General features: G+C 59.8%; 14 protein-coding genes. 9 read left to right on the forward strand and 5 right to left on the reverse strand.

Features of this window, described 5'->3' with window-relative positions; translation table 11 throughout:
• Positions 1–103: 103 nt before the first annotated feature.
• Positions 104–1504, reverse strand: coding sequence for a dihydrolipoyl dehydrogenase (gene lpdA / locus AC0ZWN_RS09420; protein ID WP_476334826.1), 1401 nt, complete (start codon positions 1502–1504; stop codon positions 104–106).
• A gap of 210 nt (positions 1505–1714) precedes the next feature.
• Here lpdA and hflK (AC0ZWN_RS09425) point away from each other — a divergent pair, with 210 nt between their 5' ends.
• From hflK (AC0ZWN_RS09425) to cfaB, 8 genes are all read left to right on the forward strand, one after another.
• Complete coding sequence (gene hflK / locus AC0ZWN_RS09425) at positions 1715–3676, forward strand: protease modulator HflK (RefSeq protein ID WP_476334828.1); 1962 nt, start codon at positions 1715–1717, stop codon at positions 3674–3676.
• Positions 3673–4719 carry a protease modulator HflC gene (gene hflC, locus AC0ZWN_RS09430; protein ID WP_476334830.1) on the forward strand — a complete coding sequence of 349 codons (1047 nt, stop codon included), beginning with the start codon at positions 3673–3675 and terminating at the stop codon, positions 4717–4719. The genes hflK (AC0ZWN_RS09425) and hflC overlap by 4 nt, the downstream gene beginning before the upstream one ends.
• Positions 4716–5765 carry a protease modulator HflK gene (gene hflK / locus AC0ZWN_RS09435; RefSeq protein ID WP_476334832.1) on the forward strand — a complete coding sequence of 350 codons (1050 nt, stop codon included), beginning with the start codon at positions 4716–4718 and terminating at the stop codon, positions 5763–5765. Before hflC ends, hflK (AC0ZWN_RS09435) begins: the two co-directional genes overlap by 4 nt.
• Complete coding sequence (locus AC0ZWN_RS09440) at positions 5762–7669, forward strand: heavy metal translocating P-type ATPase (RefSeq protein ID WP_476334834.1); 1908 nt, start codon at positions 5762–5764, stop codon at positions 7667–7669. Before hflK (AC0ZWN_RS09435) ends, AC0ZWN_RS09440 begins: the two co-directional genes overlap by 4 nt.
• A gap of 110 nt (positions 7670–7779) precedes the next feature.
• Positions 7780–8031 (forward strand): BufA2 family periplasmic bufferin-type metallophore, encoded by a 252-nt coding sequence (bufA2, locus tag AC0ZWN_RS09445; protein ID WP_095049605.1) that lies wholly within the window; start codon positions 7780–7782, stop codon positions 8029–8031.
• A gap of 65 nt (positions 8032–8096) precedes the next feature.
• Positions 8097–8942 carry an MNIO family bufferin maturase gene (gene bufB / locus AC0ZWN_RS09450; protein ID WP_257356642.1) on the forward strand — a complete coding sequence of 282 codons (846 nt, stop codon included), beginning with the start codon at positions 8097–8099 and terminating at the stop codon, positions 8940–8942.
• Positions 8933–9721 carry an HvfC/BufC N-terminal domain-containing protein gene (locus AC0ZWN_RS09455; protein ID WP_257356641.1) on the forward strand — a complete coding sequence of 263 codons (789 nt, stop codon included), beginning with the start codon at positions 8933–8935 and terminating at the stop codon, positions 9719–9721. The genes bufB and AC0ZWN_RS09455 overlap by 10 nt, the downstream gene beginning before the upstream one ends.
• An 84-nt stretch (positions 9722–9805) precedes the next feature.
• On the forward strand, positions 9806–10993 hold the full coding sequence (cfaB, locus tag AC0ZWN_RS09460) for a C17 cyclopropane fatty acid synthase CfaB (protein WP_476334835.1): 1188 nt from the start codon (positions 9806–9808) through the stop codon (positions 10991–10993).
• A 35-nt stretch (positions 10994–11028) separates the two neighbouring features.
• Here cfaB and cls read toward each other — a convergent pair whose 3' ends face one another.
• Positions 11029–12468 carry a cardiolipin synthase gene (gene cls / locus AC0ZWN_RS09465; protein WP_320336108.1) on the reverse strand — a complete coding sequence of 480 codons (1440 nt, stop codon included), beginning with the start codon at positions 12466–12468 and terminating at the stop codon, positions 11029–11031.
• Positions 12469–12599: 131 nt separating this feature from the next.
• On the opposite strand from cls, the gene AC0ZWN_RS09470 reads away from it, so the two are divergent.
• Entirely contained in the window at positions 12600–13118 is a 519-nt protein-coding gene (locus AC0ZWN_RS09470) for a DUF3617 domain-containing protein (RefSeq protein WP_034152149.1), read from the forward strand.
• 93 nt (positions 13119–13211) lie between these two features.
• Here the strand turns inward: AC0ZWN_RS09470 and AC0ZWN_RS09475 are convergent, their stop codons facing one another.
• The 3 genes from AC0ZWN_RS09475 to AC0ZWN_RS09485 are packed head-to-tail and all read right to left on the reverse strand — an operon-like array spanning position 13212 to position 15979.
• On the reverse strand, positions 13212–14543 hold the full coding sequence (locus AC0ZWN_RS09475) for a dihydroorotase (protein ID WP_476334837.1): 1332 nt from the start codon (positions 14541–14543) through the stop codon (positions 13212–13214).
• Between the two features lie 3 nt (positions 14544–14546).
• Complete coding sequence (locus AC0ZWN_RS09480) at positions 14547–15107, reverse strand: gamma carbonic anhydrase family protein (RefSeq protein WP_250605601.1); 561 nt, start codon at positions 15105–15107, stop codon at positions 14547–14549.
• A complete protein-coding gene (locus AC0ZWN_RS09485; protein ID WP_186620265.1) occupies positions 15104–15979 on the reverse strand; it encodes a metal ABC transporter substrate-binding protein in 876 nt (291 codons plus the stop codon). Before AC0ZWN_RS09485 ends, AC0ZWN_RS09480 begins: the two co-directional genes overlap by 4 nt.
• Positions 15980–15986: the final 7 nt, after the last annotated feature.

The raw sequence follows: 15986 nt of genomic DNA on the forward strand, positions 1-15986 counted from the left end.
CTTACTCCTACAGTTGATCGCGGTGCTTCTGAACAAACGCGATCAACTGTAGGAGTGAGCCTGCTCGCGATAGCAGACGCCCAGTCACCAGATACTTTTTTGCTTACATCTGCGTCGCCATCCCCTCGACATTCATCGCCGCCTGGCGCAACGCCTCTGACCGCGTTGGATGCGGATGGCACGTCAACGCAATGTCCTCAGCCGAAGCACTGAACTCCATCGCCACGCAAAACTCGCCAATCATTTCACTCACGCTCGGACCGACCAGGTGTACGCCGAGGACTTCATCAGTGCGCTCGTCGGCGATGACTTTGGCAAACCCCTCGGTCTCGTGGTTGATCTTCGCCCGGCTGTTGGCGGTGAACGGGAATTTGCCGACCTTGTAGGCGCGTCCTTCAGCCTTGAGCTGTTCTTCGGTCTTGCCGACGCTGGCCAGTTCCGGTTTGGTGTAGATCACGTTGGGGATCAGGTCGTAATTGACCTCGCCGGCCTTGCCATGGATCTGCTCGACGCAGGCCATCGCTTCGTCTTCAGCCTTGTGCGCGAGCATCGGCCCGGAGGTCACATCGCCGATCACCCAGACCCCTGCCGCTTCGGTGCGATGCTGTTTGTTGGCGAGCATGCCGCGCTTGTCGGTGCTCAGGCCGACGTTCTCTAGACCGAGGCCCTGGGTGTACGGGCGACGACCGATGGCCACCAGCACGTAATCGGCTTCCAGCAACTCGGCAGTGCCGCCAGCGGCCGGCTCGACGCTGAGTTGCACACCGTTGGCGGAAGCGGTGGCGCTGGTGACTTTCGAACTCAACTTGAACGCGATGCCCTGTTTGCTCAGCGAGCGTTGCAGGGTTTTGCCGGCCTCACCATCGACGCCCGGGCAGATGCGGTCGAGGTATTCAACCACGGTGACCTGCGCGCCGAGCCGCCGCCACACCGAGCCCAACTCCAGACCGATCACACCGGCACCGATCACCACCAGGTGTTTGGGCACTTCACTCAGGGAAAGCGCACCGGTCGAATCAAGGATACGTTTGTTGTCGATCTCGACACCGGGCAGGGGAGTGGGCTCGGAACCGGTGGCGATGATGATGTCCTTGGCGGTCAGTTCGACTTTGCCGCCCTGATCGTCGGTCACCGTAACCTTGCCGGGGCCGTCGATGTGGCCCCAGCCCTTGATCCAGTCGACCTTGTTCTTGCGAAACAGAAATTCGATGCCTTTGGTCAGGCCTGCCACGCTTTCGTCTTTCTGTTTCATCATTTGCACAAGGTTTAGCGTCGGTTTGACCTCGATGCCGAGGTTGGCGAATTCCGCACCCATCGCCGCATCGTAAAGCTCTGATGCATGCAGCAAGGCTTTGGACGGCATGCAACCAACGTTCAGGCAGGTGCCGCCGAGGGTTGCCCGGCCTTCGACGCAAGCGGCCCTGAGGCCCAACTGGCCGGCGCGGATCGCCGCGTTATAACCACCAGGGCCGCCGCCCAGAATCACTACGTCATAGTTGCTCATGTGCTTGCTCCTGATGGATGGATGTAGATCGCTAACAGTAGTTTCGGATAAAAATTACGAGCGTAATATGTGCGTTTTCGGACATTTCGGTCAAGGCTTCAGCCAAGCGACAGGTTGGGCATCTTTGAATAAGCGTAATTGTGTACGAATATTTCACGCTTTTCGTTATATCGTAACGATATGCAGTGTGGGCTAATGAATTGGGGTGATATGCAAGTCGATCTGGAGGTGGATGGCACGCACGTGACCGCACTGCCGCGTTTTCAGCAGGCGGCCGTGCAGAGCCGGCGTCTGCGCCGCTGGGCGATCGGCTTCGGCGGATTGGCCGGGGCAGGGTGGGTGCTGGCGTTCTTTGTCGGGCTGTTTGCCCCGCAATCATTGTGGCTGCCGCTGCTGGTCAATCAGAGCGCCGCGCTGCTGGTGCTGGTTGCCGGGCTGCAATCGGCATGGTGGGTGACACAGTGGCGCGCGCGGGTGATCAATCCTGTGGTGCTGGCGCCGCTTGCTGGGGAGGAACAATTCCCGTCGCTGGGGTGGTATGAGCGGCTGCTGGACCGTTTGAGCCAACGTAGCCTGCACCTGCTCGGCCAGATCGGCGCGGCGACGCTGTGGTTGGGTGGCTGGGCGCTGCTGGCGGTGCTGAGCATCGAGCAAGTGTGGAACCTGACGTTGCCGGCCGCTGCGGTGGGTTTATCGGCAACGGTGGGCGCAGCGCTGGCATTGTTGCTGGCGTTCGGTCTGCTGGTGCTGGAGCGGCAACTGGCCCAGGAAAACCCGGCGCAATGGCCCGAAGCGGTTTCACTCGCGCAACTGACGCGTGTGGCGATCATTAGCCTGGTGCTAGGCGCACTGTGTTTGTTGTTCGCTGGCGAGAATGCAGTGTGGCCAGTTCGCGTCGCTGTCCTGATCGGTATCTTGCCGGGATTGGTCGCGATCGAGTTGTTATTGCGCGCCGTTCTTTCAGTGTTCAGCCCTCGTCGCGAGCAGCTTGAGCCGCGCCTGCTGGCACGCAGTTTTGTCGCCGATATGTTGCGCTGGCCGCCACAACCTTTACTCGCGTTGCAGCATGAATTGCACAACCGTTTTGGCATCGATCTGCGCCAGATCTGGGCGTTCAGCTACATGCGCCGTGCTTTTCTACCGGTGCTGGTGCTAGTAGCCGCAGTGGGTTGGTTGCTCACCGGGATCCATGAAATTCCGCTACAGGGACGCGGTATTTATGAGCGCTTCGGCAAACCGGTGCAGGTATTCGGCCCGGGGTTGCACAGCGGCTTACCCTGGCCGCTGGGGCGGGTGCGGATCATCGAAAACGGCGTGGTGCATGAACTGGCCACCAGCGTCGGCGACAACCCGGTCCCGCTGCAAGCCGACCCTGCTGAGGGTCCGGCACCGATGACCGCCAACCGTTTGTGGGACGCCAGCCACGTCAACGACAAATCGCAAGTGATCGCCAGCAGCCGTGGCGATCAGCAGAGCTTTCAGATCGTCAACATGGACGTGCGCTTCGTCTATCGCATCGGCCTCAGCGATCAGGCCGCACTGGCGGCGACGTATAACAGCGCGGATGTGCCAACGCTGATTCGCAGCACCGCCAGCCGGATTCTGGTGCATGACTTTGCCTCGCGCACGCTGGACGGCTTACTTGGTCAAGACCGGGTAGGGCTGGGCGATGAGATTGGTCGCGCGGTGCAGCGTGACCTGCAAACACTCAACAGTGGCGTGGAGATTCTCGCCACGGTCGTCGAAGCCATTCACCCGCCGGCCGGTGCTGCCAATGCCTATCACAGCGTGCAAGCCGCGCAGATCGGCGCGCAGGCATTGATCTCCCGCGAGCGTGGCGCGGCGGCCGAGGCGAGTAATCAGGCGCAATTGCAGGCCAGCCTGGCTCACGATCAGGCCAGCGCCAATGCGCGGGAAATCAATGCTACTGCGCAGGCGGCGGATCTGAAATTCAGCGCCGAGCAAAAAGCTCACGCCAGTGCCGGCCAGGCCTTTGTGCTGGAGCAATACCTCGGTCAGCTCAGCCAAGGGCTGAGCAAGGCCAAGTTGCTGGTACTCGACCATCGTCTCGGGGGCAGCAGCAATGCGCCGACCATCGACTTGCGGACCTTCACGCTGCCGGCTGACCCGACGCCCGCGCGTACCACCGCTCAACCAGGAGTCGCCCATTGAGCCAGTCGCATACTCAAGAACCGCATGATCACAGCGGCCACGATCACGGCCACGGCGGACACCACCATCATCATGGGCATCATCACCATCACCACGGTGCGCCGGAAGAGGCAGGGCCTTTCCCGTGGCGACGCATGAGTTGGGCCCTATTGCTGGTGGCGTTCGCCATCGCGGCGGCAAGCCTGGTGCAAGTGCGCTCGGGCGAGGCCACGGTCATCACGCGTTTTGGTAACCCTGCGCGGGTGTTGCTTGATCCGGGTTTGAGCTGGCGTTGGCCAGCGCCGTTCGAGGCGGCGATTCCGGTCGACTTGCGTTTGCGCACGACGTCCAGTGGCTTGCAGGATGTCGGCACCCGTGACGGCTTGCGCATCATTGTGCAAGCCTACGTGGCGTGGCAGGTGCAGGGCGATGCGGACAATGTGCAGCGTTTCATGCGTGCGGTGCAGAATCAGCCGGACGAAGCGGCGCGGCAGATTCGGACCTTTGTCGGCTCGGCGCTGGAAACCACCGCGAGCAGTTTTGATCTGGCGAATCTGGTGAACACCGATGCCAGTCAGGTGCGTATCGCCGATTTCGAAGCGCAGTTGCGCCAGCAGATCGATCAGCAATTGCTCGCGACGTATGGCGTGCGGGTTGTGCAAGTCGGCATCGAGCGTTTGACCTTGCCGTCGGTGACACTCACTGCCACGGTCGATCGCATGCGCGCCGAGCGTGAAACAATCGCCACTGAACGCACGGCCATCGGCAAACGTGAGGCCGCGCAAATCCGTTCCGCAGCTGAGCGCGATGCGCGAATTGTGCAGGCTGACGCGACGGTAAAAGCGGCAGAGATCGAAGCGCAGTCTCGTGTCGAAGCGGCGCAGATTTATGGCCGTGCTTACGCCAGCTCACCGCAGCTCTACAATTTGCTGCGCTCGCTGGACACCCTCGGCACCATCGTTACGCCGGACACCAAACTGATTCTGCGTACCGACGCCGCGCCATTTCGAGTATTGGTCGACGGCCCGCCGACACTCGACAGCAAATCCGGATCGCAGCCATGAATGATGAAGTTCCACGTGGAACATCTTCGCTGAACAGTCCATGGATTCAGGCGGGGCGCTTGGCGTTTTTTGCCTTGTACGCGGTGACGATCCTGGCGGCATTAGTTTGGGTGTTTTCCAATGTGCGGCAAATCGATCCGCAAAATCGCGCAGTGGTTTTGCATTTCGGCGCGCTGGATCGCATCCAGAATGCCGGTCTGCTATTGGCTTGGCCGCAGCCATTCGAACAGGTGATTTTGCTGCCGGCAGCCGATCGGGTGATCGAGCGTCGCGTCGAGAATCTGTTGCGCAGTGATGAGGCGCTGAAGGCCGATCGGGTCGCTTCCTTTGCCACCCCCCTGAGTGATGCGCTGGCCGGATCCGGTTACTTATTGACCGGTGATGCCGGCGTGGTGCAACTGGATGTGCGGGTGTTCTACAAAGTCACTGACCCTTACGACTTCGTGTTGCAGGGCGAGCATGTCTTGCCGGCGCTGGATCGTCTGGTGACGCGCAGCGCGGTGGCGCTGACGGCCGCACGCGATCTGGACACCATTCTGGTCGCCCGACCGGAGTTGATCGGTGCTGATAATCAAGCCGCGGAACGTCGGGAAAAACTGCGTGGCGATCTGGTGCAAGGCATCAACAAACGCTTGGCCGAGTTGAAGGCAGGCGGGCAGGGCATCGGCATCGAAGTGGCGCGGGTGGATGTGCAATCGAGTCTGCCCGATCCGGCGGTCAGTGCTTTCAACGCGGTATTGACCGCTAGTCAGCAAGCCGACAAAGCTGTGGCCAATGCACGCACCGACGCCGAGAAACTCACCCAGACCGCCAACGAACAGGCCGACCGCACGCTACAAGTCGCTCACGCGCAGGCTGGCGAGCGCTTGGCCAAAGCCTCAGCCGACACAGCCACGGTGTTGAGTCTGGCCAACACTACCGACCTGCAAATGCTCCTGCGCCTGTACCGCGAGCGAATGCCGAAAATACTCGGCCAGGCCGGATCGGTGACCACGGTCGACCCGAAAGACGATTCCCGTCTGATCATTCAGGGAGCCAGTAAATGACTGCGACCACCGCCGCACCGAGCCTGTTGTCTTCGGCCGAACAACGCCGCGCTGCACGGCAACTGACCTTGGCCATGCTTGCGCTGGGCCTGCTTGGTCTGGGTCTGATCTGGCGCTGGCAGATGCCCGAGCAAACCGGTGTCAGTCAGTTGCTGCTTGGGTTTGCTTCTTTATTGGTTGGCGTGCCGGTAATGCGCTCGGCGTGGTACAGCCTGCGCTATCCGAGCTTGCACGGCATCACCGATCAACTGATTGCCCTGGCTATGCTCGGTGCATGGGCGACTGGTGACTTGCTGACAGCGGCGTTGCTGCCGATCATCATGATCTTCGGCCATGTGCTGGAGGAGCGCAGCGTCATCGGCTCGCAAGAGGCGATCCATGCCCTTGGCCAACTGACGCGCAGCCATGCGCGCAAGGTGCAAGTGGATGGCTCGATCATCGAAGTGGACAACGGCACGTTGAAAGCCGGCGACACCGTTGAAGTGCGCGCCGGTGATCGGATTCCCGCAGATGGTCGAGTGTTATCCGGTCAGGCCAGTCTCGACACTGCATCGATTACCGGTGAATCGGTGCCGGTCGAGGCGGGTGTCGGCATGTCGGTGTTCGGCGGTGCGATCAACCTCGACGGTCTGTTGCGTATTGAAGTGACGCGCACCGGTGGCGAGTCGACGCTGGGCAAGGTCATTGCGTTGATGCAGAACGCCGAGCGCTCGAAACCGCCAATCACCCGGTTGCTCGAACGTTACGCTGGCAGCTATATGGTGCTGGTCTTGCTGCTGGCGGCAGTGACCTGGTTTATCACTCACGATGCGCAAGCGATGCTTGCGGTATTGGTCGCCGCTTGTCCGTGTGCGTTGGTGCTGTCGGCTCCGGCCACGGCGATTGCGGGTGTGGCGGTGGCCGCACGTCACGGCATACTGATCCGCAGTTCGGCGTTCCTTGAAGAACTGGCCGACCTGACTTCGCTGGTGGTCGACAAGACCGGCACCCTGACTTTCGGCACCCTGCGCCTGCAGTCGATCAATAATCCGTGTGCAGATTCGTCCGTGATCATCGCGCTTGCCGCCAGCCTTGGCGCGGCAAGCAGTCATCCGGTCAGTCGTGCGCTCGCAGGGTTGGTCAGTCAGGAAGAATGTTTGGCACTCAGTGATATCCACGAACGTCAGGGCCTCGGCGTGGTGGCCATGACCGCGCAAGGCGAAGCCGCGTTGGGCCGACCGGAGTTGTTCGCGCAACTGGGCATCACCACGACAACGGTTCCCGATCACGACGGTCCGATTGCCGGGTTGGCATTGAACGGTGCATTCCTCGCTTGGTTGTTGCTCGCCGACACGGTTAAACCGGAAGCGCGTTTTGCCCTCGACGAATTGCGCGAGTTGGGTCTTGGCCGGCAATTGCTGCTGACCGGCGATCGCCAAAGCGTGGCGCAATCGCTGGCCAGCGAGGTCGGCTTGCATGAGGTGCAAGCCCAAGCCCTGCCCGAGGACAAACTCAATCACGTACTCAAGGAAATCAACAATGGTTTCCGGCCGATGGTAGTCGGTGACGGTATCAACGATTCCCTCGCACTGAAGGCGGGCGTGGTCGGTGTAGCGATGGGCGCGGGCGGATCGGACATCGCGCTGGCCTCAGCCGACATCGTGTTGATCGGCAGTGACCTGCGCCGTCTCGGTACATGTGTGCGGCTTAGCCGCCAGTGCCGCAGGACGTTGCAGGTCAATGTGATCATCGGCCTGGGCTGGACGCTGGCAATTGTCGTGTTTGCCGCTTTCGGTTGGCTGGGTGCCGCCGGGGCGATGATCGCCGCGCTGCTGCACAACCTCAGCACGTTGCTGGTCCTCGGGAATGCCGGGCGCTTGCTGCGCTTTCAGGAGCCGTTGCTCAAGCTCAAGAACGATCTTTGAAATTATTTTTCGATCCTCTGTAACGCCGTCGGGGCCGCTCTCTCTAGTGCTATGTCGGGACTGAACAACCTTCCAGCCGACACCCCTGACGATTACCGAGGATAAGAAAAATGACCATCAAGACCGCTGCTGCTGGTGCCGCTCTCGCTTTGGCTGCCGCCACAATGTTTGCCGGTGTTGCCTCCAACGCGATGGCCGCCGATGCCAACGTTCACTGCTACGGCGTGACCTCTTGCAAAGGCCAGAACGACTGCAAAACCAAAGACCACGCCTGTAAAGGCATGGGCGCCTGCAAAGGCCAAGGCTTCAAGGCAATGACTCAGGCGGCGTGCGAAAAAGCCGGTGGCAAGGTCGGCGAATAACTGACCGGCAAGTGTTGCCGCAGTGGTTTGCGCCACTGCGGCCACTTTTTATCAGGAGTCCGCACATGTCCGCCTCTCTTCCTTTTCTGGGTTATGGCCTGGGTTTACGCAGCGCTTATTATCAACAGATCCTTGAGCAGTCGCCGGATGTCGACTGGTTCGAAGTGGTCTCGGAAAACTTCATGGTGCAGGGCGGCAAGGCTCTGTATTACCTCGATGCCTTCGCCGAACGCTATCCGTTGGTGATGCACGGCGTATCGTTGTCCATCGGCGGGCCGCATGCCCTCGATCCTGACTACCTCAAACAACTCAAACAACTGGCCGAACGCGTCCGACCGGCATGGATTTCTGATCACCTGTGCTGGAGCCGCGGCAATGCCCATCAGCTACACGATTTGCTGCCGTTGCCTTACACCGAAGAAAGCCTGGTCCACATTGCTGCTCGGGTGATGCAGGTTCAGGACATTCTGCAGCGCCCGTTGGTGCTGGAAAACGTCTCAAGTTACGTGCGCGGCGCCTCTGACGAATTCACCGAGTGGGAGTTTCTTGCTTTGCTCAGCCATGTGAGCGGCTGCGAATTACTGCTGGATGTGAACAATGTCTACGTCAGTTCACGTAATCATGGCTTCGATCCATGGGACTTCATCAGCAGCCTGCCGGTTGATAAAGTCCGCCAACTGCATCTGGCGGGGCACAGCGATTACGGCGATTACGTGATCGACACCCACGACCATCCGGTGAGCGATCCGGTCTGGGCGCTCTATCAACGCACACTTGAACATTTCGGCCCGGTGGCCACGTTGCTGGAACGCGACGATCATTTTCCGCCCTTCGAAGCGCTGCTTGATGAACTACAAACGGCCCGTCAGCTCGGGAACAAGGTTCTTGCGCGGAGGCAACCATGCTCCTGAAAGACTGGCAACTGGCGTTTGAAGCGTTTCTGCTCGAAGAAGACCCCAACGCGAATCCGACGTTGAGCGAGAGCCTGATCGGTGGCCCGACACTGGATGTCGGCACGGGACTGGCGATCTACCACAATGCTTACAAGGCGCGTTTGCTGGACGTGTTGCGCAATGACTTTCCCACGAGCCTGCACTGGCTGGGCGATGAGGAATTCGACCGCCTCGCAATGGCTTACATCTATCGGTATCCGTCTGCGCACTTCAGCCTGCGCTGGTTGGGTAAAGGCTTCGAAGGCTTCGTCCGCGAGCATCTGGTGCCGGAACAGAGCGCGCCGCTGGCCGAGCTGATTGCGCTCGAATGGGCCTTCACCCTGGCTTTCGATGCACCTGCCGCTGAGCCGCTGACAATTGAGGCCATGGCGGCTTTGGCTCCGGAGGAGTGGCCCGAATTACGCGTCAGAGCGGTGCCGTCCATGCAACGGCTGGAGTGCCGTTTCAACAGCCTATCTTTATGGCGCTCGGTGAAGGAAGAAGCGCAATTCCCTGAAAGCGCGCCGCTCGAAATCCCACAGATCTGTCTGATCTGGCGAAACCAGTTGATCTGCAGTTACCGCAGCCTGGATTCAGCCGAAGCCTCAGCTCTCATGGGCATACTCAACGGTGGCTGGAATTTCGCCGAACTGTGCGCCGAGTTAGCAGTCACTTATGGTGAGGGCGCGCCACTTCAAGCGGTTACCTGGTTGAAACAGTGGATACAGGATGGTTTGCTGGAGCGTCTGCAACGATAGACAAGGTTAATCAAATCGATAGCCTGCTATTTTTTCGGGATGGTCTACCCTCAGATCTGACGTCTGAAACAAGGGGGATTTTCCATGCTCGCGCAACTTCCACCGGCCTTACAGAATCTGCAGCTTCCGCTGCGCCTGCGACTCTGGGATGGCCATGAGTTCAATCTGGGGCCGGCGCCCAGCGTCACCATCGTGGTCAAGGACCCGACGATTGTCACCCAGTTCACCCATCCAAGCCTCGACACGCTCGGAGCGGCATTCGTTGAAGGCAAGCTGGAACTGGAGGGCTCGATCAGCGAGGTCATCCGGGTCTGCGACGAATTGAGCAACGCGTTGCTCGGCGAAGATGACGACAGTCAGCCAGTGCGTACCTTGCACGACAAGGAAACCGACGCCAAAGCCATTTCCTACCATTACGACCTGTCGAATGCGTTCTACCAGCTCTGGCTGGACAGCGACATGGCCTACTCCTGCGCGTATTTCGAAACCGGCAGCGAATCCCTCGAGCAGGCGCAACAAGCCAAATTCCGCCACCTTTGCCGCAAGCTGCGTTTGCAGCCGGGTGACTATCTGCTGGATGTCGGTTGCGGCTGGGGTGGGCTGGCCAGGTATGCCGCGCGGGAGTTCGGGGCGAAAGTGTTCGGCATCACCCTGAGCAAGGAACAGCTGGAACTGGCCCGCGAGCGGGTCAAAGCCGAAGGCCTGGAAGACCAGGTCGAACTGCAATTGCTCGACTATCGCGACCTGCCTCAGGACGGGCGTTTCGACAAGGTAGTCAGCGTCGGCATGTTCGAACACGTTGGCCATGCCAACCTGGCCGAGTACTGCAAAACCCTGTTTGGCGCGGTGAAGGAGGGCGGTCTGGTGATGAACCATGGCATCACCGCCAAGCACACCGACGGCCGCCCGGTGGGACGTGGTGCCGGGGATTTCATTGAGAAATACGTCTTCCCCAACGGCGAATTACCGCACCTGGCGATGATATCGGCCGAGATCAGCGAAGCCGGTCTGGAGATTGTCGACGTCGAAAGCCTGCGCCTGCACTACGCGCGCACGCTGGACCACTGGAGCGAGCGGCTGGAGGACAACCTGGAAGCCGCTGGCAAACTGGTGCCGGATCAAGCGCTGCGTATCTGGCGTCTGTACCTGGCCGGCTGCGCTTATGCGTTTGCGCGCGGCTGGATCAATCTGCACCAGATCCTCGCGGTGAAGGCGCATGCGGATGGCAGCCATGAACTGCCGTGGACGCGCGACGATATCTACAACCCTTAACCGTTAAGCAGTCCTTTTCTTACCGGTGAGGGCTTTCATAGAATCGGTGAAATGAGCCGGGCGATCCGCATGCCGACCTGTTGCAGGCGGTGGATCTCCCGGCTTTCTTCTTTGGCGACCTCGTAGGCTTGCGCGAAATCGGCGCTGAGCATGTTCTCCACGCTGGCGGCGAAGTCACTGTCGACGGTCAGCAGCATCACTTCGAAATTCAGCCGGAACGAACGGTTGTCCAGATTGGCGCTGCCGATCGCGCTGATCTCGCTGTCGATCAACACCACTTTCTGATGCAGGAAACCGGGTTCGTAGCGGAATACCCGTACGCCGGCGCGCACGGCTTCAAAGGCGTAGAGACTGGACGCGGCGTAAACGATGCGGTGATCGGGACGCGACGGCAGCAGCAATCGCACGTCGACGCCACGCAATACGGCCAGCCTCAGTGCGGCGAATACGGCTTCGTCCGGAATGAAATACGGGCTGGTGATCCACACCCGTTCGGTCGCCGCGTGGATCGCTTCGACAAAGAACAACGAGCAGGTTTCGTAGGCATCCGCCGGGCCGCTGGCGAGCAATTGGCAGAGCACGCCGTCATCCGGGTACTCGTCAGGCAGGATCAGTGGCGGCAGTGCGCGCGCGGCCCAGAACCAGTCTTCGGCAAAGGATTCCTGCATACACGCGACCACCGGGCCACGTACCTTCACATGCGTATCGCGCCAGGGTGCCAGCGGTGGTTTTTCACCCATGTATTCATCGCCAACGTTATGTCCGCCGACAAACCCGACCACTCCATCGACCACGACGATCTTGCGGTGATTACGGAAGTTGACCTGAAAGCGATTGAGCCAGCCACTGCGTGTGGCGAAGGCTTTGACCTCGACGCCGCCATCACGCAACGTCTGCACATAGCTGTGGGGCAGGGCATGGCTGCCGATGCGGTCGTAAAGCAGATGGATGGATACGCCTTCAGCGGCCTTCTTCAGTAGCAGATCACGCAAACCCTGACCCAGCCGATCATCGTGGATGATGAAAAACTGAATCAGCACGGCTTCTCTGGCTTGATCGATGGCGTGGAAAATCGCCTCGAACGTGGCTGCACCGTTGACCAGTAATTGCACTTCGTTATTCGCCAGACACGGCATGCGCCCGAGTTTGGGCATTGCGCGTAACGAAGCGTAGGCATTCGAGGCGCGTGCAGTCAGCGCTTCTTCCACCCACGGACGCCAGTTCAACTCGGAGATGGCCTGACGCATCTGTTCGTTGGCCTGGCGTCGTGCCTTGATGTAACCATCAAAGGTGCTGCGCCCGAACACCAGGTACGGAATTAGCGTGAGGTAGGGAATGAAGATCAGCGACAATGCCCAGGCGATCGAGCCTTGAGCCGTGCGCACGGTGAGCACCGCGTGAATTGCGGCGATCAGACCGAGGGTGTGTATCAGGGCGATCAGATAACCGAAAATGTGCGGTCCAAAATAATCCATGGGGCAGCCTTGCTCCGGAAGATTCAATGCTTAACAGACCATGTTCTGCCGCGAATGTCGCTATTTAATTGGTGCATGAACCGAAGCAATCGGCCGACGTCTAACGGCCACTACTGATCAGGAGTTTTTCGATGAACGTTCGTCTGCTGGGTTTGGCGCTGGGCCTGGGTTTGGCATTGCCGGTGGTTGCGCAGGCGCAGATGCTGCAGCCGGGGCTGTGGGAAATGACATCGAGCAACGTCAAGGTCGATGACCAGCCGATGGATGTGCAATCGATCCTCGGCCAGTTGCAAGGCCAGATGACCCCGCAACAGCGTGCTGCGCTGGAGAAGAACGGGATCAATATCGGCGGCAAGGGCATTCGTGCCTGTCTGACGCCGGAGCAGGTGGCGACCAACGATATTCCATTGGCCGACCCGCAATCGGGCTGCAAACAGCAGATTACCGATCGCACCGGCAACCAGTGGAAATTCCGTTTCAGTTGCCCGAAAGCGCAGGGTACCGGGGTGGCGACGTTCCTCAGTGATCGTGAATTCACCACCGTGGCTAACGGCACGTTCAATGCGATCGGGATCAATCAGAAGGGCAGTCTGGAGACTCGCGCGGTTTGGTTGGGTCAGGACTGCGGCGCTGTGAAGCCAAGAGCTTAAAAGCTTCGCGAGCAGGTCGAATCGTCGCTCCGTCGCTCCCACCTTTGAAATGCAGTCTAATGTGGGAGCCTGCTCGCGAAAGCGTCTTCGTATTCAGCGCATAAACCTCAGCGCCAGCCCCCGACATCCCTCGTTCACCTGACCCTCCCGCCAGGCAATCTGCCCCGACACCATCGTCGCATTCACCCGGTTCCGAAAGCTGCGCCCGGCAAACGGCGTCCATCCGCACTGCGACAGAATCGGTTGCCGATCGACCTCCAGCGTCTGCGCCTCAACCAGCACCAGATCCGCCCAGTAGCCCTCACGTAGATACCCACGATCGGGAATCGCAAAAAGATCCGCGACTCTGTGGCTGGTCTTCGCCACCAGCGTAGTGATTGGCAGCACATCGTCCGCCACCAACTCCAGCAGTGCCGGTAAAGCGTGCTGCACCAATGGTAAACCCGCAGGTGCCTGCGCATAAGGTCGCTGTTTTTCAGCCCAGGTATGCGGTGCATGGTCACTGCCGATCACATCGAGTCGATTGCTGTTCAGTGCCGCGCGTAGTGCATCGCGATCGGATTGGGTTTTGATCGCCGGATTGCATTTGATCAGGTTGCCGAGGTGGGGATAGTCGCGATCATCAAACAGCAAATGGTGCAGGCAAACTTCCGCCGTGATGTGTTTTTGCGCCAGCGGTTTGTCCTCGAACAACGCCACTTCACGCGCCGTGGTCAGGTGCAAAACATGCAGGCGCGTGCCGTGACGTTTCGCCAGATCAACCGCCATTGAAGAAGAGCGATAACAGGTCACGGCATTACGGATCAACGCATGGGCAGCCGGGGGCAAACGATCACCGAACAGCTCATGCAAGTTGGCGGCATTGGCGTTGATGCTGGGCGTGTGCTCGCAGTGAGCCAAGAGGATCGTCGGCACCTCGGCGAACAGTCGCTCGAGGATCTTCGGATCGTCCACCAGCATGTTGCCGGTCGATGCGCCCATGAACACTTTCACCCCGGCGACTTCACACGGATTGAGCGCCGCCACTGCATCGAGGTTGTCCTGGCTCACGCCAAAGTGAAACCCGTAGTTGGCCACGGAGTTGATCGCAGCCCGGCGCTTTTTTTCCGCCAACGCTTCGAGGGTGAGAGTGGCCGGGTTTGTATTCGGCATGTCCATAAAACTGGTGATGCCACCGGCGACCGCCGCCCGCGACTCGGTATGAATGCTGCCCTTGGCTGGCGCACCAGGCTCACGAAAATGCACTTGGTCGTCGATCATCCCCGGCAGCAGCCATTGGCCCTTCGCGTCGATTTCCACCTTGGCGTTTTCGCCTTCGATGCTGCGGGCAATCTTGACGATGCGCCCATTGCTGACCAACAGATCGCCGTCGAACTCGCGTCCTTCGTTGACCAGCCTTGCGTTGCGAATCAGCACGCTGCTCATGGTTCAGAACTCGTTCTGCAAGGCTTTGTAGCCGCGCACCAGGTCGACGTTGGTGCGCGCCACGTCTTCGGAAAACTCCGAGGCGCTGATGCTCACCGGTGGAAATTGCGAGAGGTCGGTGTTCGGGCCGATGCGAGTCGTCGAAGGCACATAGAAGGCGTCCGGCAAATCCCGACCGTCGACCACCGAGTTGTGCCGCACCACACAACCGTTGCCGACGACGCAGTTGAACAGGACGCTGTTGAAACCGATGAACACTCGATCACCGACGACGCAGGGGCCGTGCACGATCGAGCGGTGGGCGATGGAACTGTACTCACCGATGGTCACTGCCGCGCCGGATTTGGAATGGATGACCACGCCGTCCTGGATATTCGAATTGGCGCCGATGATGATCGGCTCCATCTCGCCTGAGGCGTCCACTTCGTCGGCGCGAATGACTGCATAGGGGCCAACGAAGACGTTCTCGCCGATTACCACTTTGCCGCAGATGATCGCGGTTTTATCGACGTAGGCCGACTCGGCAATGTGGGGCAGATCACCTGAAGGATTCTTGCGGATCATGGTTGGCTCAGTGCGTCGTAAAGAGTGTTGAGGTTGTATTCGAACAGACCGGTGAAGGTACTGGCGGGACCGCTGGCAGCGAGGGCATCCGAGTACAGCGTGCCGCCAATGTGCGCGCCGCTTTCGTCAGCGATCTGTTTGAGCAGGCGTGCGTCCTTGATGTTTTCCATGAACACCGCTTTGACGTGGGCCTGGCGAATCTGGGTTATCAGAGCGGCGACTTCGGCAGCCGAGGGGTCGCGTTCGGTGGACAGGCCTTGCGGTGCCATGAAGTCGATACCGTAGGCCTGACCGAGATAACCAAAAGCATCATGGCTGGTAACGATCTTGCGGTTGCCCGGTGGCAGCGCACCGAGTTTGGCTTTGGCTTCGGCGAGCAGGGCGTAGATCTGCTTCAGGTAGGTTTTGCTGTTGCGATCGTAGTCGGCTTTGTTCGCGGGATCCGCAGCGATCAGTGCTTTGGTGATATTGGCGACGTACAACTCGGCGTTCGCCAGATTGTGCCAGGCATGCGGGTCGGGAACGGTTTCGCCGTCCTCATCCAGCGAGCGTGGAATCACGCCGTGACTGGCACTGATGACCGTGGCTTTGGTCTCGGTACTGGTGACCAGACGATCCAGCCATGGCTCGAAACCCAAGCCATTCTTGACGATCAGTTTGGCCTTCAGAAGGGCTTTGGCATCGTCTGGCGTCGGCTCGTAAGTGTGAGCGTCAGCGTCCGGTCCAACCATGTTGGTGATCTGGACATGTTCGCCGCCGACCTGATGGACCATGTCGGCGAGGATGCTGAAGCTGGTGACCACGGGCAGTTTTTCCGCGGCCGACAATGACATCGACAGCATCAGGCTGAACAGCACGAGTAGAGCGCGCATCGGGAAA

The sequence above is a fragment of the Pseudomonas sp. 3B-A001-10F genome (genome assembly GCF_056313565.1).

Excerpts from the sequence above, each read along its gene's own strand:
- lpdA (WP_476334826.1), bottom strand. The coding sequence starts at position 1,504 with ATGAGCAACTATGACGTAGTGATTCTGGGCGGCGGCCCTGGTGGTTAT.
- bufA2 (WP_095049605.1), top strand. The coding sequence starts at position 7,780 with ATGACCATCAAGACCGCTGCTGCTGGTGCCGCTCTCGCTTTGGCTGCC.
- AC0ZWN_RS09455 (WP_257356641.1), top strand. The coding sequence starts at position 8,933 with ATGCTCCTGAAAGACTGGCAACTGGCGTTTGAAGCGTTTCTGCTCGAA.
- cls (WP_320336108.1), bottom strand. The coding sequence starts at position 12,468 with ATGGATTATTTTGGACCGCACATTTTCGGTTATCTGATCGCCCTGATA.
- bufB (WP_257356642.1), top strand. The coding sequence starts at position 8,097 with ATGTCCGCCTCTCTTCCTTTTCTGGGTTATGGCCTGGGTTTACGCAGC.
- AC0ZWN_RS09480 (WP_250605601.1), bottom strand. The coding sequence starts at position 15,107 with ATGATCCGCAAGAATCCTTCAGGTGATCTGCCCCACATTGCCGAGTCG.
- AC0ZWN_RS09470 (WP_034152149.1), top strand. The coding sequence starts at position 12,600 with ATGAACGTTCGTCTGCTGGGTTTGGCGCTGGGCCTGGGTTTGGCATTG.
- cfaB (WP_476334835.1), top strand. The coding sequence starts at position 9,806 with ATGCTCGCGCAACTTCCACCGGCCTTACAGAATCTGCAGCTTCCGCTG.
- hflK (WP_476334832.1), top strand. The coding sequence starts at position 4,716 with ATGAATGATGAAGTTCCACGTGGAACATCTTCGCTGAACAGTCCATGG.
- AC0ZWN_RS09440 (WP_476334834.1), top strand. The coding sequence starts at position 5,762 with ATGACTGCGACCACCGCCGCACCGAGCCTGTTGTCTTCGGCCGAACAA.
- AC0ZWN_RS09485 (WP_186620265.1), bottom strand. The coding sequence starts at position 15,979 with ATGCGCGCTCTACTCGTGCTGTTCAGCCTGATGCTGTCGATGTCATTG.
- AC0ZWN_RS09475 (WP_476334837.1), bottom strand. The coding sequence starts at position 14,543 with ATGAGCAGCGTGCTGATTCGCAACGCAAGGCTGGTCAACGAAGGACGC.
- hflK (WP_476334828.1), top strand. The coding sequence starts at position 1,715 with ATGCAAGTCGATCTGGAGGTGGATGGCACGCACGTGACCGCACTGCCG.